Here is a 19388-nt window from a genome sequence, read left to right as displayed (position 1 = left end):
AGTGTCTCCTTCCTTGAATGGTCCTTTTCTGAGACAGGCGTTTCAGAAAAGGTGGATTTGCAACGGGGGATTCTGGTAAAGTGTCTCTTGCCGGCAGGGTTCTTTCATTTCATCTTTTGTCTGCCGGCAAGCGGCCTCATTTGCGATCTGAGGTCTTTTTTTGTTTTGTCTTGCCAGAATGTGGCAAGACATGGCTTCGGACTGGCACAAAGACAAACCGGAATTTGCAAAGTACAGTGATATCCACCATTCAGGCGCCAGTTCTCCAGGCGTTGCGGTCCGTTCGTTTTCACAGTCCATCATGATTTCAGTTGCATGGCAGTCTTCCGGCATTGACGGGGCTATGAATTCCCGGCACGCGCCGCAGGGAGGAACCGCTTTTCCGTCTCTGTCAATGGCAATAACCCGCTTAACAGCATCTTCGCCGTTCGTGATCATGCTGAAAACAGCATTACGCTCTGCACATACACCCAATGAACAGGCTGTATCCACACAGACGCCCGCATATATTCTGCCGGATGCGGATTCCACTGCTGCAACACCGCCTGCCTCCATGATTCTGGAAATATCACGAGGTTTCAATACCTGCCTTGCAGCGTTATATAACTCTTTCCATTCGGCGTTCATTGATTTGATCGCCTTTGCAAACTCCGGTTTTTACAGCATGGCTCATCATGCTCTGGCGGGATACAGCCTTTCCTGATACACCGCTGATACTGCCTTTTCATCATACCGGACCAGACTGCTGTCTGCGGGTCAGCAGGCCGCAGAATATGAAAAAAACACCGCCGATGCGGTGTGTTCTGTCGATGGTGACGCGTACGGGATTCGAACCCGTGAATGCATGCGTGAAAGGCATGTGAGTTAACCGTTTCTCCAACGCGCCATGTCGTCTGCTCAGTGATAATACCATGAAGCAAAAGATGCAGTCAAGCAGAAACTCACGTAATATTGTCTGGCAAGTTGAAGGCAGGCTGAGAACCTGCATTCCCATCCGGAGACAGCCCGGAATCCGCCAGGCAGAGGCAGAAAAGCAGAGGCGGCCTCTCCCGAATCAGGATAATGCCCTGCCGGGTACCGTGATCGGCAGACGACAAAAAACCCGTACAGTCATAACCTGCCGGGTACTCTTGTCGATGGTGACGCGTACGGGATTCGAACCCGTGAATGCATGCGTGAAAGGCATGTGAGTTAACCGTTTCTCCAACGCGCCAATCTATATTTGAACTCTGGCCTGAGTGCCTGTCTAATATATCACATCAATTCCGGATGTCCATCAGTTTGTTCAGGATTTTTGCAAAATGCTTCTGTTTGTCTCTTCGGATGTCCGCAAAGACCGGATCCTGGCGCTGTTCGTGCAGCATCTGCGCCCAGTTGGCCCAGATCATGTCTGCCACCAGCTCGAATATCATGACCTGCCAGGAAGGAACTCCCGGATCGCAGGCTTCCAGAAACTGCTGGCGGCTGTCAGGGTCCAGTATGGCGTTCTCCGAGAGAAAGCTTGCCATATCAAACCGCGGATCGCCGGTGGCGGCGTATTCATAGTCAATGAGCCAGCTGCGTTTGTCTCCCAGGAGAATGTTGCCGGGGACCAGATCGTTGTGGCAGAGACAGGCGGGTGTCCAGAGTCTGCGGGTGCAGGCAAGTATTTCTTCTTCGTGGTCAAACCGGAGCGGGCTACGGGTCCTGGCACGGTAGGTTTCGAGTTTCTGAAAGGGATCGAAGACGGCGTCGATGGGTTCAAGGGCGTGAAGCTGTTTCAGCAGCAGCCCGGCCTGGCGGAATCTGTCGGGGCGGCTGGACTCGCCGAAGGTTTCGGCCTGCACCCGCCGGGTGATTTTCTCGCCGGTTTCCGGATCATAATACAGAGTCGGCACGTCCAGAGATGCAGCAAGTTCCATGGCCTGCTGCTCGGCTCTGTGGCTGGTGTCCAGGCTGTCCGAGCCGGGCAGGGGACGCCGCCAGATGTAGTCGGTTCCGTCTGCGGTGATCAGCAGGTTTTCGTTGGACAGACCCAGATCTGTGGGGACAATGAGAAGATCCCGGGTGTTCAGCAGCCGGGCGATGTCAGTGCGGTTCATGGTTTTTATGATACCACGGATGGCAGGACATGCTCCGGGAGCGGAGGAAGGACTCAGGTTTCACTGCAGGGCCGCCGGCGGGTATAATAGCTGTATTCATACCGTGTCCGGTTTTGCATGTCAAAGCCGGCGCAAGGAGACAGATGATGGAAAACAGTGAATGGAATGAACGCAGGGACCCGAAGGGTTCTGCAGAGAACGAGGAACAGATGCAGACCGGTCAGGATCTGTCCGGGGATGCGGCAGAGGCTCCTGGACAGGAACGTACCGAGGTGACAGAAGATACGGAGATGGTGGTGGAAGAAACCGCAGAGAATCTGTCTGCCGGCCAGGAGCTTCAGCCGGAGACAGAATCCGGTGCGGGGTCCCAACCGGCTCAGGATCAGGCTGGCGTCATGCCGGAGATTCCCCGGCAGGCGCAGGAAGGCAGATCCGGCCGGCAGCCGGGTGCGGATACCAGAGAGCAGGGGCAGTCCGGACCGGGTCCTGTTCCCCCGCATCCGCATGCAGCCGGCGAAAAGAAAGGTCCGGGCCACCGCGAAACCCCGGCGCAGGAAATCCGGCGGGCATCTGCCAATCCTGCCGCGTCGCTGATTCTGGCGGCGCTGGCGCTGATCTTCACGGTGCTGGGGACGATGGGATCCTGGTGGCTGGTGGCGGCAATCATCGGTCTGCTGCTGGCAGCCGCGGCACTGTTCTTTGCCTGGCATGCCTTCCGGCCTGCCAGAACAGAGATGCTGGCGATGAGCCTGGCGGCAGCGGTGTGTGCGCTGGCTGTATTCGGTGTCGGTCAGTCGGTCCTGGAGACGGTCACGGGTGCTGCTTCCCATGCTGTGACAGAGCGCTATTATGATGATTACAGCGATGTGTTCCGGGATCCCTATGATGAGGCAGAGGATTTCTACCGGGACTTCTTTGACGATCATGATGCAGACTGGTATGAGGGAGATGAGTTCAACGGCTACTGGGACTGATGCCGGCAGCAGCGTGACAGAGATCCGATTTTATCTCAATCAGAGGAAAGCCGCTTGAAACAGCGGCTTTTTTTGAGTAGAGTAAATAAGCATGCGTGGGAGGACTCTGTCCATAAACCACTGCATAAGACAAAACAGGAGGTGTCTTATGGCCAAGAAAAAAGTAACCAAAGTCTGCAAGCTCCAGTTCATGGCGGGCGGCGCAAAACCCGGACCGGCACTGGCTTCCGCAGGCATCAACATGCCCCAGTTCTGCAACGCGTTCAATGACGCGACCAAGGACCGCAAAGGCGACGTGGTTCCTGTCATCATCACAGCGTATGAAGACAAGAGCTTCGACTTCCAGCTGAAAACCACTCCGGCTGCCAATCTGCTGAAGAAAGCTGCCGGCATCAGCAAGGCCAGCGGCGACCAGAAGGAAACCGCCGGTACCATCACGAAGGACCAGCTGAAGGAAATCGCAGAGTACAAGATGCCGGACCTCAACGCCAACGACGTTGAAGCCGCCATGAAAATCATCGCAGGCACTGCGAAGAACATGGGCATCAAAGTGGAAGGTCTGGAATAGGAGAACGACATGGCAAAGACTAGCAAGAGATACAGAGCAGCCGCCGAAAAGGTGGATTTCGAAAAAGCTTATCCCGTTGCAGAGGCTGTCGCCCTGGCCAAGGAACTGGCAAGCGCGAAGTTCGATGAAACTGTGGAACTGTGCTTCAACCTGAATGTTGACCCCCGTCACGCGGACCAGCAGATCCGTGGTGCCATGGTGCTGCCCAACGGTACAGGCAAGACGCAGAAAGTGGCTGTTGTTGCCGAAGGCGACAAGGCCCGTGAAGCAGAGGAAGCCGGAGCTGACTTCGTCGGTTCCGATGAAATGATTCAGAAGATTCAGGGCGGCTGGATGGACTTTGATGTCCTGATCGCCACTCCCAACATGATGGGCAAGCTGGGCCGTCTGGGACGGATCCTGGGACCCAAGGGCCTGATGCCCAACCCCAAGACAGGCACTGTGACCATGGATGTGGCCAATGCTGTCAACGAAGTCAAGAAGGGTAAAGTGACTTACCGTGTGGACAAGGATGGCAACATCAACGTTCTGATCGGCAAGGTTTCCTTCGACGACGACAAGCTGGTGGAGAACTTCAATGCGATTTTCAACACCATCCTGAAAGCCCGTCCTTCCAAGGTCAAGGGTACCTACATGAAGAACCTGGTGCTGTCCACAACCATGGGCCCCGGCATCAAGGTTGAAATTGTAAAATAACGATTGACATCCTTGCAGGATGCAGTAAGATTAATCCGTTATCGATATTCCAAAGACAGTAACGGCGAAAGCTTAATCATGTTACCGAGGGACGCAGATACTTGTTTTTAAGTATGCAAGCCCGCGGTCCGCGGGCTTTTGTATTTTGGATATCATGACGATAGAAGCAGAGGTGGAAGAATGAACAAAGACATCCTCGCGCAGAAGGAAGCTGCCGTCAGCGCACTGACTGACCGCATGAAGGAAGCCTCCAGCATTGTGCTGGTGGAATACCGCGGTCTGTCTGTTGCGGAAGTGACGGAACTGCGTAAGCTCCTGCGTGCTGAAGACGTCGACCTCCAGGTCTACAAGAACACCATCGCACAGCGTGCTGCCCGTTCCCTGGGCTACGATGCTTTTGCAGACGTCCTGAAAGGACCCAACGCGCTGGCATTCGGAGCCGATCAGGTTGCTCCGGCACGTGTTCTGGCGAAGTTCGCCAAGGATCACGACAAGCTGATCCTGAAGAACGGTGTTGTGGACGGCGCGGTCGTCAACGAAGAAACCATCAAGACACTGGCTGCTCTTCCCAACAAGGAAGGCATGCTGGCGCGCTTTGCATCGACTCTGAATGCCCCGGTCATCAAGTTCGCGATGACTGTCAAGGCACTGGCCGAAGCAAAGGAAAACGGCGGAGCAGCCCCGGCCGAAGAAGCGGCTGCCGAATAACAGGAGGAACTCAAAATGGCTAAACTGACACAGGAAGACATTCTGGCATATCTCGAGGAGGCTACAATCCTTGAGCTGAACGACCTGGTAAAGGCGATCGAAGACAAGTTCGGTGTTGTTGCTGCTGCTGCAGTAGCTGCTGCTCCGGCTGAAGAAGCGAAGGATGAAGGACCGTCCGAAGTAACGGTTACTCTGACATCCGTAGGCGGCACAAAGGTTGCTGTCATCAAGGCTGTCCGCGAAATCACCGGCCTGGGCCTGGTAGATGCGAAGAAGCTGGTAGATGGCGCTCCCGCAGCAATCAAGGAAAACATTTCTCCGGAAGAAGCCGATCAGATCAAGGAAAAGCTGATGGCTGCCGGTGCAACTGTAGAAATCAAGTAAGATCATTCCTGCATGATTTCAGGTCCGGATTCTGTCCGGACCTTTTTTGTGCTGCGGGAACGGTCCCGGTATAATGAAGGACATGAGTCAGAAAAAGCAGAAAGAACAAAGCAGGATGGCGCAGGATAACAGCCGGGAGGCGGCAGACAGCTGTGATCTGACTGTCTCGCATGTGAGCAGGCGGTATGGGGCGGTACAGGCTCTGGATAACATCAGCTGTGTCATTGGGCAGGGACAGATCACCATGATCTGCGGATCCACAGGTTCGGGAAAAACGACACTGCTGCGCATCCTGGCAGGGCTGGAAACGCAGGACACCGGCGAAGTCAGCCATCTTCCTGCCAGAAGATCGGTGACGTTTCAGGATGGACGTCTGCTGGAGAAACAGACTGTGCTGCAGAATGTGATGTATGGTCTGGATGCCCGTCTGTATCCTGCCCCGCTCAGAAGGAAAATGGCGCTGGAAGCCATGGATCTATGCGGCTGCCCGCCCGCCGGACAGCTGGCAGGCACCCTTTCCGGGGGACAGCAGCAGCGCACAGCTCTGGCCAGAGCGGTGGTCAGCGCCCCGCAGCTGCTTCTGCTGGATGAATCGTTTTCATCTCTGGACAGCCGGTCCCGGAGTCAGCTGCAGGATATTCTGCTGTCGCTGCAGTCCCGCCTGCATATGACGGTGGTGTTTGTCACCCATGACCTGCAGGAAGCCAGAAAACTGGGAGACCGGATGATCCTGCTGCACAACGGGCGCTGTCTGTGCCAGGGAGACATGGATGACCTGCTGAACCGGGAAGATGTGAAGCGGCACTTTGACGGTGGATGAGCGATGAGTGCAAAAAGAGACTGTATGCCCGGAGCCGGGATGACAAAAAGCGGAGGAATCCGGGGGACTGCCCGCAGGATTTCTCCGCTTTGTTTCTGCTTTGGATCAGGAGAAAGAGTCTATTCTCCGTTTTCCATGGCCAGGATCTTCTTGACGGCGTTGTAGATGCCATCGTGATATACATCGCTGGTTTCCATGTCCGCAAAACTCTTTACATAGTCACTGGCTGTGCCCATGGCCACACCGATTCCGGCTTTTTCCAGCATCCGCGTGTCGTTGGTGGAATCACCGAAGGCAATGGCATCCTCCCAGCCAAGACCTTCGTAGTCCAGCACCGCCTGAATGCCTTCCGCCTTGTCTGTGGCGCTGTTGAAAATGTCATAGGCGAATCCCTGTGTCTTGATGTTGATCAGATCCGAACGAAGATTCGGGTGATCTTCCATGAAGGCATCCAGGGCACTGGAATCCTTGGTGAGCAGCACCGCGTTGAATACCCGGTGCCGTTTGTGGAATGAATGTGTCGGGTCATAGAAGAGACTGTCCAGCACGTTGGCATACTTCGAGAAGTAGTACATGGGATAGAAGTCATTGTAGATGTAGGTGGCATCTCCGAAATGGAACATCAGGCCGTATTCGTTGTCTCTGGCCAGCTGCACCAGATCATTCACGGTGCCCTGCACAATGGGGAAGGCGTTGATTTCATTGAGGTCCTTGTCCAGAATGTATCCGCCGTTGATCAGAATGTAGTAGTCGAACTGAACCCGGTCCATGATCAGTTTCATCTGGTTCAGGGGCCTGCCTGTGGCGGCTGCAATTTTGTATCCGGCCTGCCGCAGCTGTTCAATGGCGGCCAGGGTGGAGTCCTGAATGACATCGTTTTCTGTCTGATACAGCGTGCCATCCATGTCTATGAATGCGATTTTATGTTTCATGCCCGTTTCTCCTTTGCTGATGATGAAATCAAGCGGCGAAGTGCCACTGTCACAGTCTGATTATACCCCAGTGGGCGGATGACTGCAGTTGGGTTGATACCGCGGCTGTGCATCGGGATGGCGTCTGTCTGTCAGAAAGGCAGCATGCTGCAGGTGGCCAGGAACTGCGTATTCCGGTACTGGCAGAAAACACGGGAGGCTGAAGGAAAAAACGGCAGTCCCGGCTAGAATGTGAAGATTTCTCCTTGCACTGGACCGGACATCCTGCTATACTCTCATCTGTACGCAAAGGCTCATACGCTGAGCCTTTTCTATCGGGCCAGCAATGAACCGCCCGGGTTCGTGTACCTCATATGATCAGAAAGGAGATCACCTGATGCCTACAATCAACCAGTTGATCCGCAAAGGCCGCAAGGCAGGGGAAAATGTTTCCAAGTCCCCGGCTCTGAACCGCGGATACAACTCTCTGAAATCCCGTCCGACCAACCTGTCTTCTCCTCAGAAGCGCGGCGTCTGCACCCGTGTCGGAACGATGACCCCGAAGAAACCTAACTCCGCTCTCCGCAAATACGCCCGTGTGCGTCTGTCCAACGGAATGGAAGTTACCGCATATATCCCCGGAATCGGCCACAACCTGCAGGAGCACTCCGTTGTGCTGATCCGCGGCGGCCGTGTCAAGGACCTGCCTGGTGTCCGCTACCACATTGTCCGCGGCACTCTGGACTGCGCCGGCGTCAACGACCGCAAACAGTCCCGCTCCCTGTACGGCACCAAGAAGCCGAAGAAGTAGGAAGGAGAACTGACATGCCGAGAAAAGGACACATCGCAAAACGTGACGTTCTGGTGGATCCCATTTACAACTCCAAGCTCGTTACCCGTCTGATCAACAAGATCATGCTGGATGGCAAGCGCGGAACCGCACAGAACATTCTGTACAATGCATTTGACATCGTGGAAGTGAAGACCGGCAAGCAGCCGATGGAAGTCTTCGAACAGGCTCTGGAAAACGTAATGCCTCAGCTGGAGCTGAAGCTGCGCCGCGTGGGCGGTGCCAACTACCAGGTACCTGTTGAAGTATCCGATGAGCGCCGCCTGACTCTGGGTCTGCGCTGGCTGGTAAACTATGCCCGTCTGCGCAACGAAAAGACCATGGAACAGCGTCTGGCTGCCGAAATCATCGATGCTGCCAACAACACCGGTGCAAGCGTCAAGAAACGTGAATCCGTTCACAAGATGGCAGAAGCCAACAAGGCATTCGCTCACTACCGCTGGTAATCACTAGGAAGGAACAGACATATGCCTAGAGAAGTCTCTCTGAAGGATACCCGCAACATCGGAATCATGGCGCACATCGACGCCGGAAAAACGACGACCACCGAGCGTATCCTGTACTACACTGGCGTCAACCACAAAATGGGTGAGACCCATGATGGCGCCTCGACGATGGACTGGATGGCCCAGGAACAGGAACGGGGCATCACCATCACATCCGCGGCCACCACAGCATTCTGGAAAGGCCACCGGATCAACATCATCGATACTCCGGGTCACGTTGACTTCACCGTTGAAGTAGAGCGCTCCCTGCGCGTGCTGGATGGTGCGGTCACGGTTCTGGATGCCAAAGCCGGCGTTGAGCCTCAGACCGAGACTGTATGGCGTCAGGCTACTGAATACAACGTTCCCCGTATCGTATTCGTCAACAAGATGGACGCCATCGGTGCGGACTTCCTCATGTCCTGCAACACGATCATTGACCGTCTGGGCGCAAAATCCTGCCCCATTCAGCTGCCGATCGGTGCAGAAAGCACATTCAAGGGCATTGTGGACATCATCGAACGCAAGGCTGAAATCTACACCAACGATCTGGGCACCAACATCGAAGTCACGGACGTTCCCGAAGATCTGCAGGATCTGACGGAAGAATACCGCATGAAGCTGCTGGAGTACCTGGCAGACTACGATGAGGACCTGATGATGCAGGTTCTGGAAGGGGAAGAGCCTTCCATTGAAGAAATCAAGCGTGTACTGCGCATTGCGGTCTGCAACGGCGATTTCTTCCCGGTTCTGTGCGGATCCGCCTACAAGAACAAAGGCGTGCAGATGGTTCTGGATGCGGTAGTGGACTACCTGCCCAGCCCCCTGGACATTCCTTCCATCAACGGTACCACACTGGATGGCGAAGCCGAACAGCGTCATGCCTCTGACGACGAACCTTTCTCCGCTCTGGCGTTCAAAATCGCCGCCGACCCCTTCGTGGGCAAACTGTCCTTCTTCCGTGTATATTCCGGAAAGGCGACAGCCGGCAGCTATGTTCTGAACTCCTCCAAGGGCAAGAAGGAACGTTTCGGCCGTATCGTGCAGATGCATGCCAACGCCCGTAAGGAAATCTCCGAGGTTTATGCCGGTGACATCGCTGCGGCTGTTGGTCTGAAGAACACCACAACCGGCGATACGCTGTGCGACGAAAAGAACCCGATCATCCTGGAATCCATGGAATTCCCGGAACCGGTTATTGAACTGTCCCTGGAACCCAAGACAAAGGCCGACCAGGACAAAATGGGTCTGGCGCTTGCCAAGCTGGCAGAGGAAGACCCCACGTTCAAGACATACACCAATGAAGAAACCGGACAGACCATCATCGCCGGTGTCGGTGAACTTCACCTGGACATCATCGTTGACCGTCTGCGCCGTGAGTTCAAAGTGGAAGCCAATGTGGGCAAGCCGCAGGTAGCCTACCGTGAAACAATCCGCGAATCCGCCGAGTGCGAAGGCAAGTACATCCGTCAGTCCGGTGGCAAGGGTCAGTACGGTCACGTATGGATCCGGTTCGAGCCCAACGAAGGCAAGGGATTCGAATTCGTGGATGCTGTAGTGGGCGGCACCGTTCCCCGGGAATTCATCAAGCCGACAAACGAAGGGCTGGTGGATGCCCTGGACAACGGCATGATTGCCGGCTATCCCGTCATTGATGTGAAAGCCACTCTGTTTGACGGTTCCTACCACGATGTTGACTCCAGTGAAATGGCGTTCAAGATCGCTGCATCCATGGCGCTGAAAGAAGCCGCCAAGAAGTGCAAGCCTGTTCTGCTGGAACCCATCATGTTCGTGGAAGTGACTGCTCCCGCTGAATATCTGGGTTCTGTCATGGGTGACGTTTCCAGCCGCCGCGGTCAGATCACCGAGCAGGAGGAACGCGGCAATGCAGTCATCGTCCGCGCCATGATCCCGCTGTCGGAAATGTTCGGCTACGTAACGGATCTGCGTTCCTTCACACAGGGCCGTGGAAACTATTCCATGAAGTTCGACCACTATTCCGAGGTTCCCAAGAGCATTTCCGAGAAGATCATCAAGGAAAGCGCGTCCAACTAGCACCGGTTTCAGTTGCCTTTATCCAAAGGCTGCAATAAAATGAGAAAGACCGGATATTTTCAAAACAGGAGGAAATCAAATGGCTAAGGAAAAATTTGACAGAAGTAAAACTCACGTAAATATCGGCACCATCGGCCACGTTGACCACGGCAAGACAACGCTGACCGCTGCCATCACCAAAGTGCTGGGTGAAAAGGGCATGGCCAAGGCTACTGCCTACGATGAAATCGACGGCGCTCCCGAAGAAAAGGAACGCGGTATCACCATCAACACTGCACACGTTGAATACCAGACAGAAAACCGTCACTATGCACACGTTGACTGCCCGGGCCACGCTGACTATGTAAAGAACATGATCACCGGTGCTGCTCAGATGGACGGCGCCATCCTGGTTGTAGCCGCTTCCGACGGCCCGATGCCTCAGACTCGCGAGCACATCCTGCTGGCCCGTCAGGTAGGCGTTCCCTACATCGTTGTTTACCTGAACAAGTGCGACATGGTTGATGACGAAGAGCTGATCGACCTGGTTGAAATGGAAGTTCGTGAACTGCTGAACGAATATGGCTTCGATGGCGACGAAACTCCGATCATCCGCGGTTCCGCTCTGAAGGCTCTGGAAGGCGATCCGAAGTACACAGGCTCCATTGACGAACTGATGGAAGCTGTTGACTCCTGGATTCCCGATCCCGTACGTGAAACAGACAAGCCGTTCCTGATGGCTGTCGAAGACGTAATGACCATTTCCGGCCGTGGTACAGTTGCTACCGGACGTGTTGAACGTGGTACAGCTCACCTGGGTGACGAAGTTGAAATCGTTGGTATCAAGCCGACCCGCAAATCCGTACTGACAGGTCTGGAAATGTTCCACAAGCAGCTGGACGAAGCACAGGCTGGTGACAACATCGGTGCTCTGCTGCGTGGTGTTGCACGTGACGAAATCCAGCGTGGCCAGTGTCTGGCAAAGCCGGCTTCTGTACACCCCCACACAACCTTCAAGGCACAGGTATATGTACTGAGCAAGGATGAAGGCGGACGTCACACACCGTTCGTTTCCAACTACCGTCCTCAGTTCTACTTCCGTACAACTGACGTAACCGGTGTCATCACACTGCCGGAAGGCACAGACATGGTTATGCCTGGCGACAACGTTGAAATGAACGTTGAGCTGATCGCTCCGATCGCTCTGGAAAACGGTACAAAGTTCTCCATCCGTGAAGGCGGCCACACTGTTGGTGCCGGTAACGTAACCGAGATCGTAGCTTAAATAAACAGACAAAGCCCTTCGGGGCTTTTTTCTTCACTTATGATGAAAACGATTTACAATTCTTTGAAAAATGTACGAAACCGCCACGATGCACCCACAATTCTTTGACAATACGTTTCAATCGTGTTTCCATTAAATGGAACAATGAGAAAGGAGTTCAGTATGTCCAACAATACGGGAGCCAAAAGCGCCAGTACCAGGAAAATGACCTGGTCCACTCTGGCGTTTATGGCGTTCTCAACGGTATGGGGATTCGGAAATGTCGTCAACGGATTCGGCTATTTCAACGGAACACAGGTTATCTTTTCCTGGATCCTGATGTTTGTTCTGTACTTCGTACCGTACGCTCTGATGGTCGGCGAACTGGGTTCGGCCTTCAAAAATCTTGGTGGAGGCGTTACCTCCTGGGTTCTGGAAACCACCAATCCGAAGCTTGCCTATTATGCAGGTTACACTTACTGGGTAGTTCACATTCCTTACATTGCATCCAAAGGTTCCGGCGGTCTGAAAGCCCTGGCCTGGATGTTCCTGAAAAACTCCTGGTATGATGCGCTGCCCACATGGCAGGTTCAGCTCGCCACTGCAGTGGTCTTCCTGCTGTTCTGCTGGATCGCCACGCGCGGTCTGAGCGTTCTGAAGCCTCTGGCTTCTCTGGCCGGCACCACCATGTTTGCCATGTCGCTGCTGTACATTCTGATGATGTTTGCAGCACCGGCAATCAACCCGGCTGCCAGCTTCTCCAACATTGACTGGAGCTGGGAAAACATCATTCCGCAGTTCAACGTGCAGTACTTCACATCGCTGTCGATTCTGGTCTTTGCTGTCGGTGGATGCGAAAAGATCTCTCCTTACGTAAACAAAGTCGACAACCCTGCGAAGAACTTCCCGAAGGGTATGATTGCACTGGCGATCATGGTCATGGTCTGCGCCATTCTGGGAACCATCGCCATGGCTCTGGTATTCTCCCCTGTCACAATGACAGTGGCAGCCGACGGAACCATCGCCGGTGCTGAAGTTGCAGCAGGCAGCTCTTTCCAGGTATTCGCTCTGGGACAGAATGCAGCCACCATCAAGGAAGCTGTAGCTGCAGCCGGAACTGCGGGTGTGGATCCTGCCGTGATCAACGGCTGGGTAACACCTGCAGCCGGTCAGGACTTCGCAATGGCCATGACAAGCACCGGCTTCATCGCCAACGGCCAGTATGAAGCCATGCGCGAGCTTGGCGGTCTGTACAGCGTGGGCAACCTGTTTGTCATTCTGTATGGTGCCTGCAACGCCATCGGCCAGTTCTCCACACTGACTCTGTCCATCGATGCTCCCCTGCGGATGCTGCTGGACGACGAGAACGCACGTCAGTATGTTCCGAAGGCTCTGCTCAAGCAGAACGCCTACGGTGCCTACACAAACGGTATCCTGCTGATCGTGGTTCTGTCCGGATCCATCATTGCCATTCAGCTGATGGGAACCGGTGCCGCTGACGTCATCACATGGCTGACCCGTCTGAACTCCGTCTGCATGCCGATGCGTTATCTGTGGGTATTCTTCGCCTACATCATGCTGCGCCGTCAGAGCTCCAGATTCCCCCGGGAATACGAGTTCGTCAAAAACAACGGTGTGGCACTGTTCTTCGGTGTATGGTGCTTCTTCGTCACTGCAGCCTGCTGCCTGATGGGCACCATCGACCTGTCTGACATGGGACGTACTGTACTGAACATCGCTGCTCCGATCGTATACCTGCTGCTGGGTATGATCATGCCCATGATCCGCAAGCGGGAAGACGAAAAAGGCGCGTAATCCGCTGCAGTCTCAATAAGGATGGAAGGAAGCTTCGTGCTTCCTTTTGTTTTATACGGCATCCTGTGGTTTCATTGGCAGCCGGGGTGCCTCCGAACGCTGCAGACAGCGTGCATCTGAGGGACAAACCATGCCGGAAATGCTAAACTTTCAAAAGGAGGAACTTACACTATGAATTATTTGGAAACAGCCCGCGAGCTGACTGAATTCATCCGCAGGTCACCCAGCATGTTCCACACCATTCACACGGTGCGGGAATATTTGGATCAGGAAGGATTCACATATCTGCCGGAAGGAAAAAGCTGGAGCGTTCAGCCCGGCGGCCGGTATTACACTACCCGGAATGGAAGCAGCCTGATTGCATTCAAGACAGGCAGTGACATTCAGGATTTCCATTTCCAGATGACAGCGGCTCATTCGGATTCTCCCACCTACAAGGTAAAATCCGTTTCGGAACTGGAAGGCCCGAATGAATATCTGCGTCTGGACGTGGAAGCCTATGGCGGCATGATCGATTCCACCTGGCTGGACCGGCCGCTGACAGTGGCAGGCCGTGTGTATGTCCGGGAAAACGACGGCATGAAAAGCCATCTGCTGTACATTGACCGGGATATTCTGCTGATCCCGAACGTGGCGATCCACTTCAACCGGCAGGTCAACGACGGTTACAAATTCAACCGGCAGGTGGATCTGCTTCCGCTGTTCTCCGCCGGATCCCTGAAAAAAGGCGCATTTGATGCGATGGTGGCCAGAGAGCTGGGTGTGAAGCCTGAAGACATTCTGGCCAAGGATCTGTTCCTGGTGAACCGGGAAAACGGCAGAATCTGGGGCTATGAAGACGAATTCGTATCCAGCCCGAAACTGGATGATCTGGAATGCTCCTTTGCAAGTCTGAAGGCGTTCATTGCCAGCGACAATCCCGCCAGCGTGAATGTGTACTGCTGTCTGGACAACGAGGAAGTGGGCTCCAACACCAAGCAGGGTGCCATGAGCACGTTCCTGAAGGACACGCTGAAGAGAATCGCATCAGGTCTGCACTACACAGAGGAAGAGTATCTGCAGGCTGTGGCAAAATCCTTCATGGTCTCCTGTGACAACGCACACGCCGTGCATCCCAACCACCCGGAAAAAACCGATGCGGTCAACTGCAGCTGGCTGAACGGAGGCATTGTCATCAAGGAAAGCGCCAACCAGAAATACACCACAGATGCCTACTCCCGGGCACTGTTTACAGCCATTCTGAACACTGCCGGCGTTCCTGTGCAGACATTTGCCAACCGTTCTGATGTACTGGGCGGCAGTACACTGGGCAACCTGTCCAACATCCAGGTTTCCGTCAATGCAGTGGACATCGGTCTGGCACAGCTGGCCATGCACTCCAGCTACGAAACCGGCGGTTCCAAGGACCCGGCCTATATGATCCAGGGTCTGACAGCCTACTTTGATACGGATATCCGGATTCAGGAAAGCGAAGGAGCACTGTTCGACTGATGGCAGCCATGCCCTATCCCTGGCTGTCTGCAACGGACAAAAGCCTCCTGGACTGTGACGATATGCTGGAGGCCATTGACCGGAAGGAATGGAGCAAAGGGAAAAAGGATTTGTATGCCCAGTATTATCTGGAGCAGCGGGCGAAATACACAGAGGAGGAACGGATGAAGGAGTTCCGCCTGGATCAGGGCAATCTGAAGTCCTGGCGCCGGCAGTCGGCTTTCAAGCGGTTTGCCACCGAGTATGAACACCGGGAACTGGACAAGTACCGCATCAGTTCCATGATCACAACAATCTGTATGACCCTGGTTCTGTTCTTTGCCAAGGCTGTGTGGGAAGGCGAATATTTCATCAATTTCTCCGTGGATGCCATTGTGGGCGTTGTGGCTCTGGTGGTGGCGGTCAGTCAGTACCGCATCAAATACAGCGTCATCAGCCGCTTTGCCGGCATCCGGGACTACCTGCTGATGGATGTTCTGAGCATTGCGGTATGTCTGCTGCTGAAAACCTGGCTTCCGGCCAATCTGGACTTCTCTCTGTTTGTGCTTCTGCTGAACTACTTTCTGCAGAAGAAACGCTTTGAAGAAGCAGAAAAGCGGTTTTCCACGGAAGTGTGAACTTAGCCTGATACAGAACCGTCTGGATTGCCAGGCGGTTTTTCTGCGATTGGTGCCCAGGTGCGGCGCACGGCATAGCGACAGCGGCATGCTGCGGTTGCACTGGTCTTTGCACCGGGGTATCATGATGGTGCACTCAAATCTTCAGGGCAGGGTGAAAGTCCCTACTGGCGGTATACTCCGCGAACCTTCGGGCCGAGCCGGTGAAACTCCGGCAGCAACAGTGACAGTCTGGATGAAAGAAGAGCTTTTTTTACGCGCTTTCGCGTGATGGGCACCTCGAAGATTGACGGGGTGCGTGTCGAACGGGGAGGTACGTATGAAACATCTTTCGACCAGAAAAATCGCTCTTGCGGGCATGATCATCGCCTTGTGCTTGGCAGTCACACTGCTGATCCGCCTGCCGCTTGTACCAGCTGTTCCTTTTCTCAAGTTTGATGGAAAGGACACCATTCTCGCCATCGCCGGTTTCATATTCGGCGCCGGGTACAGCCTGCTGCTCACAGTGATTTCCAGCTGTCTGGAACCTTTCTTCACCGGCAATGCCACCTGGGTGGATGTGGTGATGAACATTGTGAGCACGGCTTCCTTTGTCTGCACCGCAGCTTTGCTTTACAGGCGCTGGCATACAAAAGCCGGTGCCATGAAGGCGCTTCTGGCAGGATCGCTGTGCCAGGTGGCGGTGATGACCTTGTGGAACTATGTGGTGGACCCCTTTTACTTCCACATGCCCCGGGAAGCCGTGGTGCAGATGCTGCCCTGGATTGCCCTGTTCAATGTGCTGAAGTGCGGGCTGAACAGCGGCATAACACTGTTCATCTACAAACCGGTGGTCACGGTGCTGCGCAGCAGAGGGCTGGCTCCGGAAAGTCATCCCGGGGTATCCTCCGGGAAGAGCTATGCCTATGCCGGCGGATTTGTCCTGGTGACGGCAGTCCTCGTGTGCCTGTGTGTGGCGGGACTCATCTGAGCCGTCCGACAACAGACGGCGGACAGCTGGCGGCGGCATGCACAGACGGCAGTCTGCTGCAGCCGGATACCATCTGTATCAATACGACCGGTTTGTATCTTATATAAGGAGCAGAATCAGCAGAACTGACAGGGAGCTGTCGAATGACAGTGCAGGAAAGGAATTATGGAATTTACAGCAGCGGAAAAAATACTGTGGGAAAAACTGGGAGACTGGAAAATCATGGCTCTGGCCTCCTGCGAAGATGACTATCCAATGGTCCGGAACATCAGCGCCATTATTTATGACGGCCGGATCTGGTTCAAAACGGACCGGAACTTCCGGAAGACGCAGCAGCTGATTGCCAACCCCCGGGTGGCAATGTGCTGGAACGGTGTGCAGGTGGAAGGCCTGGCGGAGATCCGGGGGCTGGTCACGGAGGAACCCGGGCGGGTATTCGAGAAGAAATACAGAGAATACCTGTGGCAGAGCTACAACCGGTATTCCCATGAGGATACGGAAATCCTGGTCTGTGTGGAGCCGCGGTTTGTGGAAATCTGGGATGAAGACGACAACCGGAATGCCTTCCAGATCTTCCTGGACTTCAGCCGGAAAACCGCAGAGAAAAAAATGTACGATATGGAGAAAGAGGGTTGAATCACCCTCTTTCTTTATGCTATTATCTTTGAGCATTGCGTAGAAGTGCGAGGTTGCTGACCCACTGAAAAGCGTTGTCATGGTTGGGCCAGGGAATTCGCATGGAGCTATGTTTATCTGAGAATAAACGAAAGGAGCAAACCATGGCAAACAACACAATGAGAATCCGCTTAAAGGCGTACGAGCACCGTATCCTCGACGAATCGGCCAAGAAGATCGTCGACGCTGCTGAAAAGCACGGTGCCAAGAAAGTGATCGGACCCGTTCCTCTGCCCACAGAGAAGCAGGTTGTCACAATCCTGCGGGCTGTTCACAAGTACAAGGACAGCCGCGAGCAGTTTGAAATGCGTACGCACAAGCGTTTGATTGAGATCGTTGCGCCGAACAAGGAAACAATCGATTCTTTACAGCGATTAGAACTTCCCAGCGGTGTTGACATCGAGATTAAACTTTAATGGAGGTGTCAGAAATGAAAGGACTCTTAGGAAGAAAACTGGGCATGACGCAGGTTTTCGCGGAAGACGGAACGCTCATTCCCGTAACCGTGATCGAAGCTTCACCCAATGTGGTTCTGCAGCTGAAGACTGCTGAGACAGACGGATACGAAGCCGTTCAGCTGGGCTTTGAAGATGTGAAGGAACAGCGTGCGACCAAGGCTGAAAAAGGCCACTGCGCAAAAGCGGGCACTGCTCCCAAGCGCTTTGTCCGCGAAGTCCGCGATGCGGATATGGATGTAAAAGTCGGCGATACAGTCGGCGTTGACATCTTTGCTCCCGGTGAAACGGTAGACGTTATCGGCACGAGCAAGGGCAAGGGCTACCAGGGTACGATTTACCGGAACAACGCCCACCAGGGGCCGAAAACGCACGGTGGATCCAAGAACATCCGCCACATCGGTTCTCTTGCCACCAACGGTATTACCTCCCGTCAGGGACGCATCATGAAGGGTACTGCAATGCCCGGTCATGAAGGCCACCTGCGTGTGACTGCTCAGAACCTGACAGTCATCAAGGTGGATCCGGAAAACAATTACGTGCTGATCAAGGGCAACGTGCCCGGACCCAAGAAGGGCATGGTCATGATCCGCACTGCAAAAACCAGCAAGGGCGACAAGGCACCTGTTGTGCTGGTTGACTACAGCAAGGAGGTCCAGGAATAATGGCTCAGATCGATGTGATCAACCGCAGCGGTGAAGTTGTCGGCTCCATTGAGCTCAACGATGCCGTGTTTGCGATCGAACCGAATCAGCAGGCTCTGTTTGATGCCATCATCATGCAGCAGGCCGGCAAGCGTCAGGGCACTGCAGCCACCAAAGGCCGCAGCGAGGTATCCGGCGGCGGCCGCAAGCCCTACCGTCAGAAAGGCACCGGCCGTGCCCGTCAGGGTTCCATCCGTGCTCCGCAGTATCGCGGCGGCGGAACGGTGTTTGGCCCCACACCCCGGGATTACTCCTACAAAATCAACAAGAAGGTACGCCGTCTGGCACTGAAGTCCGCTCTCTCCGAGAAGCTGGCTGAAGAGGCTTTCGGTGTAATGGACAGCCTGGCAATGGAAGCTCCGAAAACCAAGGATTTCAAGGCAATCGTTGAAGCCATCCAGGCACCCAAGAAAACACTGTTCATTGTCGGAATGGGCGAAGATACCGACAACGCCTACATGTCCAGCCGCAACCTGCCTGGCATTTCGATGATGAAATCCAGCGGCATCAACGTCTATGACCTGGTCAACGCCAACAAGATCATGCTGACGGAAGCCGCTGTCAAGGAAATCGAGGAGGCTCTGGCATAATGAAGGACTACAGAGACATCATCCTGCGCCCGGTCATCACTGAAAAGTCGATGAAGCTGATGGCGGATGACAACAAAGTGACATTCAAAGTGGCAAAGGATGCCAACAAGATTGAAGTAAGGAATGCGGTGGAGAAACTCTTCAATGTGAAGGTGACCAACGTGAACATCCTGAACACAGCAGACAAGAAGAAGCGTGTAGGACGCCACACCGGTGTTGTGCACGGGTTCAAGAAAGCTGTGGTCACTCTTGCCGAAGGCAGCAGCATCGATCTGTTCGGCGAAGAGTAAAACAGG

The 19388-nt window shown here is 54.3% G+C and carries 22 protein-coding genes, 2 tRNA genes, 1 riboswitch and 1 other annotated feature; of the genes, 19 read left to right on the top strand and 5 right to left on the bottom strand.

Features of this window, described 5'->3' with window-relative positions; translation table 11 throughout:
- Positions 1-42: 42 nt before the first annotated feature.
- The 4 genes from QZ305_RS02760 to QZ305_RS02745 form a co-directional block, all read right to left on the bottom strand.
- Positions 43-627, bottom strand: a complete 585-nt coding sequence (locus QZ305_RS02760; RefSeq protein WP_294729959.1) for a cytidine deaminase — start codon at positions 625-627, stop codon at positions 43-45.
- A 183-nt stretch (positions 628-810) separates the two neighbouring features.
- Positions 811-886 (bottom strand) — tRNA-Glu (locus QZ305_RS02755).
- 251 nt (positions 887-1137) lie between these two features.
- A tRNA-Glu gene (locus tag QZ305_RS02750) sits at positions 1138-1213 on the bottom strand.
- 46 nt (positions 1214-1259) lie between these two features.
- The gene (locus QZ305_RS02745) at positions 1260-2081 is read right to left on the bottom strand and encodes a choline kinase family protein (protein WP_294729958.1); all 822 of its coding nucleotides are present in this window, start codon (positions 2079-2081) and stop codon (positions 1260-1262) included.
- Between the two features lie 146 nt (positions 2082-2227).
- Between QZ305_RS02745 and QZ305_RS02740 the strand changes: the two genes are divergently transcribed.
- From QZ305_RS02740 to QZ305_RS02715, 6 genes are all read left to right on the top strand, one after another.
- On the top strand, positions 2228-3055 hold the full coding sequence (locus QZ305_RS02740) for a hypothetical protein (protein ID WP_294729957.1): 828 nt from the start codon (positions 2228-2230) through the stop codon (positions 3053-3055).
- Positions 3056-3203: 148 nt separating this feature from the next.
- Entirely contained in the window at positions 3204-3623 is a 420-nt protein-coding gene (gene rplK, locus QZ305_RS02735; protein ID WP_294729956.1) for a 50S ribosomal protein L11, read from the top strand.
- A gap of 9 nt (positions 3624-3632) precedes the next feature.
- Complete coding sequence (gene rplA, locus QZ305_RS02730; protein ID WP_294729955.1) at positions 3633-4319, top strand: 50S ribosomal protein L1; 687 nt, start codon at positions 3633-3635, stop codon at positions 4317-4319.
- A gap of 31 nt (positions 4320-4350) precedes the next feature.
- Positions 4351-4471: a sequence feature (ribosomal protein L10 leader region), on the top strand.
- Positions 4472-4499: 28 nt separating this feature from the next.
- Positions 4500-5027, top strand: coding sequence for a 50S ribosomal protein L10 (gene rplJ, locus QZ305_RS02725; RefSeq protein ID WP_294729954.1), 528 nt, complete (start codon positions 4500-4502; stop codon positions 5025-5027).
- A 15-nt stretch (positions 5028-5042) separates the two neighbouring features.
- Complete coding sequence (gene rplL, locus QZ305_RS02720; RefSeq protein ID WP_294729953.1) at positions 5043-5411, top strand: 50S ribosomal protein L7/L12; 369 nt, start codon at positions 5043-5045, stop codon at positions 5409-5411.
- Positions 5412-5493: 82 nt separating this feature from the next.
- Entirely contained in the window at positions 5494-6231 is a 738-nt protein-coding gene (locus QZ305_RS02715) for an ABC transporter ATP-binding protein (RefSeq protein ID WP_294729952.1), read from the top strand.
- Between the two features lie 119 nt (positions 6232-6350).
- Here QZ305_RS02715 and QZ305_RS02710 read toward each other — a convergent pair whose 3' ends face one another.
- Positions 6351-7163 (bottom strand): HAD family hydrolase, encoded by an 813-nt coding sequence (locus QZ305_RS02710; RefSeq protein ID WP_294729951.1) that lies wholly within the window; start codon positions 7161-7163, stop codon positions 6351-6353.
- A gap of 376 nt (positions 7164-7539) precedes the next feature.
- Between QZ305_RS02710 and rpsL the strand changes: the two genes are divergently transcribed.
- The 13 genes from rpsL (at position 7540) to rplW (ending at position 19382) form a co-directional block, all read left to right on the top strand.
- Positions 7540-7953, top strand: coding sequence for a 30S ribosomal protein S12 (gene rpsL / locus QZ305_RS02705; protein WP_075885366.1), 414 nt, complete (start codon positions 7540-7542; stop codon positions 7951-7953).
- A gap of 14 nt (positions 7954-7967) precedes the next feature.
- Positions 7968-8438, top strand: a complete 471-nt coding sequence (rpsG, locus tag QZ305_RS02700) for a 30S ribosomal protein S7 (RefSeq protein WP_067554861.1) — start codon at positions 7968-7970, stop codon at positions 8436-8438.
- A 21-nt stretch (positions 8439-8459) separates the two neighbouring features.
- Complete coding sequence (fusA, locus tag QZ305_RS02695) at positions 8460-10532, top strand: elongation factor G (protein WP_294729950.1); 2073 nt, start codon at positions 8460-8462, stop codon at positions 10530-10532.
- A gap of 79 nt (positions 10533-10611) precedes the next feature.
- A complete protein-coding gene (gene tuf / locus QZ305_RS02690) occupies positions 10612-11796 on the top strand; it encodes an elongation factor Tu (protein WP_294729949.1) in 1185 nt (394 codons plus the stop codon).
- Between the two features lie 162 nt (positions 11797-11958).
- Positions 11959-13590: an APC family permease gene (locus tag QZ305_RS02685; RefSeq protein ID WP_294729948.1), complete on the top strand. Its 1632-nt coding sequence runs from the start codon at positions 11959-11961 to the stop codon at positions 13588-13590.
- 171 nt (positions 13591-13761) lie between these two features.
- On the top strand, positions 13762-15081 hold the full coding sequence (locus QZ305_RS02680; RefSeq protein WP_294729947.1) for a M18 family aminopeptidase: 1320 nt from the start codon (positions 13762-13764) through the stop codon (positions 15079-15081).
- Positions 15081-15698, top strand: coding sequence for a hypothetical protein (locus QZ305_RS02675; RefSeq protein ID WP_294729946.1), 618 nt, complete (start codon positions 15081-15083; stop codon positions 15696-15698). The genes QZ305_RS02680 and QZ305_RS02675 overlap by 1 nt, the downstream gene beginning before the upstream one ends.
- A 136-nt stretch (positions 15699-15834) precedes the next feature.
- Positions 15835-15949, top strand: a riboswitch (FMN riboswitch).
- Positions 15950-16017: 68 nt separating this feature from the next.
- Positions 16018-16668, top strand: a complete 651-nt coding sequence (locus QZ305_RS02670; RefSeq protein WP_294729945.1) for an ECF transporter S component — start codon at positions 16018-16020, stop codon at positions 16666-16668.
- Between the two features lie 165 nt (positions 16669-16833).
- Positions 16834-17304 (top strand): pyridoxamine 5'-phosphate oxidase family protein, encoded by a 471-nt coding sequence (locus tag QZ305_RS02665; protein ID WP_294729944.1) that lies wholly within the window; start codon positions 16834-16836, stop codon positions 17302-17304.
- Between the two features lie 143 nt (positions 17305-17447).
- Positions 17448-17759 carry a 30S ribosomal protein S10 gene (rpsJ, locus tag QZ305_RS02660; RefSeq protein WP_067554884.1) on the top strand — a complete coding sequence of 104 codons (312 nt, stop codon included), beginning with the start codon at positions 17448-17450 and terminating at the stop codon, positions 17757-17759.
- Between the two features lie 14 nt (positions 17760-17773).
- A complete protein-coding gene (rplC, locus tag QZ305_RS02655) occupies positions 17774-18463 on the top strand; it encodes a 50S ribosomal protein L3 (protein WP_294729943.1) in 690 nt (229 codons plus the stop codon).
- Positions 18463-19092 (top strand): 50S ribosomal protein L4, encoded by a 630-nt coding sequence (rplD, locus tag QZ305_RS02650; RefSeq protein WP_294729942.1) that lies wholly within the window; start codon positions 18463-18465, stop codon positions 19090-19092. Before rplC ends, rplD begins: the two co-directional genes overlap by 1 nt.
- The gene (gene rplW, locus QZ305_RS02645) at positions 19092-19382 is read left to right on the top strand and encodes a 50S ribosomal protein L23 (protein ID WP_294729941.1); all 291 of its coding nucleotides are present in this window, start codon (positions 19092-19094) and stop codon (positions 19380-19382) included. Before rplD ends, rplW begins: the two co-directional genes overlap by 1 nt.
- The last annotated feature ends 6 nt before the right edge of the window (positions 19383-19388 follow it).

It is taken from the genome of uncultured Faecalibaculum sp. (genome assembly GCF_910588395.1).
Taxonomy (GTDB): domain Bacteria; phylum Bacillota_I; class Bacilli_A; order Erysipelotrichales; family Erysipelotrichaceae; genus Faecalibaculum.
The sequence above is the reverse complement of the archived record's forward strand: the minus strand, read 5'-3'. Positions and strand labels throughout refer to the sequence as shown.

Excerpts from the sequence above, each read along its gene's own strand:
- QZ305_RS02760 (WP_294729959.1), bottom strand. The coding sequence starts at position 627 with ATGAACGCCGAATGGAAAGAGTTATATAACGCTGCAAGGCAGGTATTG.
- QZ305_RS02745 (WP_294729958.1), bottom strand. The coding sequence starts at position 2,081 with ATGAACCGCACTGACATCGCCCGGCTGCTGAACACCCGGGATCTTCTC.
- QZ305_RS02740 (WP_294729957.1), top strand. The coding sequence starts at position 2,228 with ATGGAAAACAGTGAATGGAATGAACGCAGGGACCCGAAGGGTTCTGCA.
- rplK (WP_294729956.1), top strand. The coding sequence starts at position 3,204 with ATGGCCAAGAAAAAAGTAACCAAAGTCTGCAAGCTCCAGTTCATGGCG.
- rplA (WP_294729955.1), top strand. The coding sequence starts at position 3,633 with ATGGCAAAGACTAGCAAGAGATACAGAGCAGCCGCCGAAAAGGTGGAT.
- rplJ (WP_294729954.1), top strand. The coding sequence starts at position 4,500 with ATGAACAAAGACATCCTCGCGCAGAAGGAAGCTGCCGTCAGCGCACTG.
- rplL (WP_294729953.1), top strand. The coding sequence starts at position 5,043 with ATGGCTAAACTGACACAGGAAGACATTCTGGCATATCTCGAGGAGGCT.
- QZ305_RS02715 (WP_294729952.1), top strand. The coding sequence starts at position 5,494 with ATGAGTCAGAAAAAGCAGAAAGAACAAAGCAGGATGGCGCAGGATAAC.
- QZ305_RS02710 (WP_294729951.1), bottom strand. The coding sequence starts at position 7,163 with ATGAAACATAAAATCGCATTCATAGACATGGATGGCACGCTGTATCAG.
- rpsL (WP_075885366.1), top strand. The coding sequence starts at position 7,540 with ATGCCTACAATCAACCAGTTGATCCGCAAAGGCCGCAAGGCAGGGGAA.
- rpsG (WP_067554861.1), top strand. The coding sequence starts at position 7,968 with ATGCCGAGAAAAGGACACATCGCAAAACGTGACGTTCTGGTGGATCCC.
- fusA (WP_294729950.1), top strand. The coding sequence starts at position 8,460 with ATGCCTAGAGAAGTCTCTCTGAAGGATACCCGCAACATCGGAATCATG.
- tuf (WP_294729949.1), top strand. The coding sequence starts at position 10,612 with ATGGCTAAGGAAAAATTTGACAGAAGTAAAACTCACGTAAATATCGGC.
- QZ305_RS02685 (WP_294729948.1), top strand. The coding sequence starts at position 11,959 with ATGTCCAACAATACGGGAGCCAAAAGCGCCAGTACCAGGAAAATGACC.
- QZ305_RS02680 (WP_294729947.1), top strand. The coding sequence starts at position 13,762 with ATGAATTATTTGGAAACAGCCCGCGAGCTGACTGAATTCATCCGCAGG.
- QZ305_RS02675 (WP_294729946.1), top strand. The coding sequence starts at position 15,081 with ATGGCAGCCATGCCCTATCCCTGGCTGTCTGCAACGGACAAAAGCCTC.
- QZ305_RS02670 (WP_294729945.1), top strand. The coding sequence starts at position 16,018 with ATGAAACATCTTTCGACCAGAAAAATCGCTCTTGCGGGCATGATCATC.
- QZ305_RS02665 (WP_294729944.1), top strand. The coding sequence starts at position 16,834 with ATGGAATTTACAGCAGCGGAAAAAATACTGTGGGAAAAACTGGGAGAC.
- rpsJ (WP_067554884.1), top strand. The coding sequence starts at position 17,448 with ATGGCAAACAACACAATGAGAATCCGCTTAAAGGCGTACGAGCACCGT.
- rplC (WP_294729943.1), top strand. The coding sequence starts at position 17,774 with ATGAAAGGACTCTTAGGAAGAAAACTGGGCATGACGCAGGTTTTCGCG.
- rplD (WP_294729942.1), top strand. The coding sequence starts at position 18,463 with ATGGCTCAGATCGATGTGATCAACCGCAGCGGTGAAGTTGTCGGCTCC.
- rplW (WP_294729941.1), top strand. The coding sequence starts at position 19,092 with ATGAAGGACTACAGAGACATCATCCTGCGCCCGGTCATCACTGAAAAG.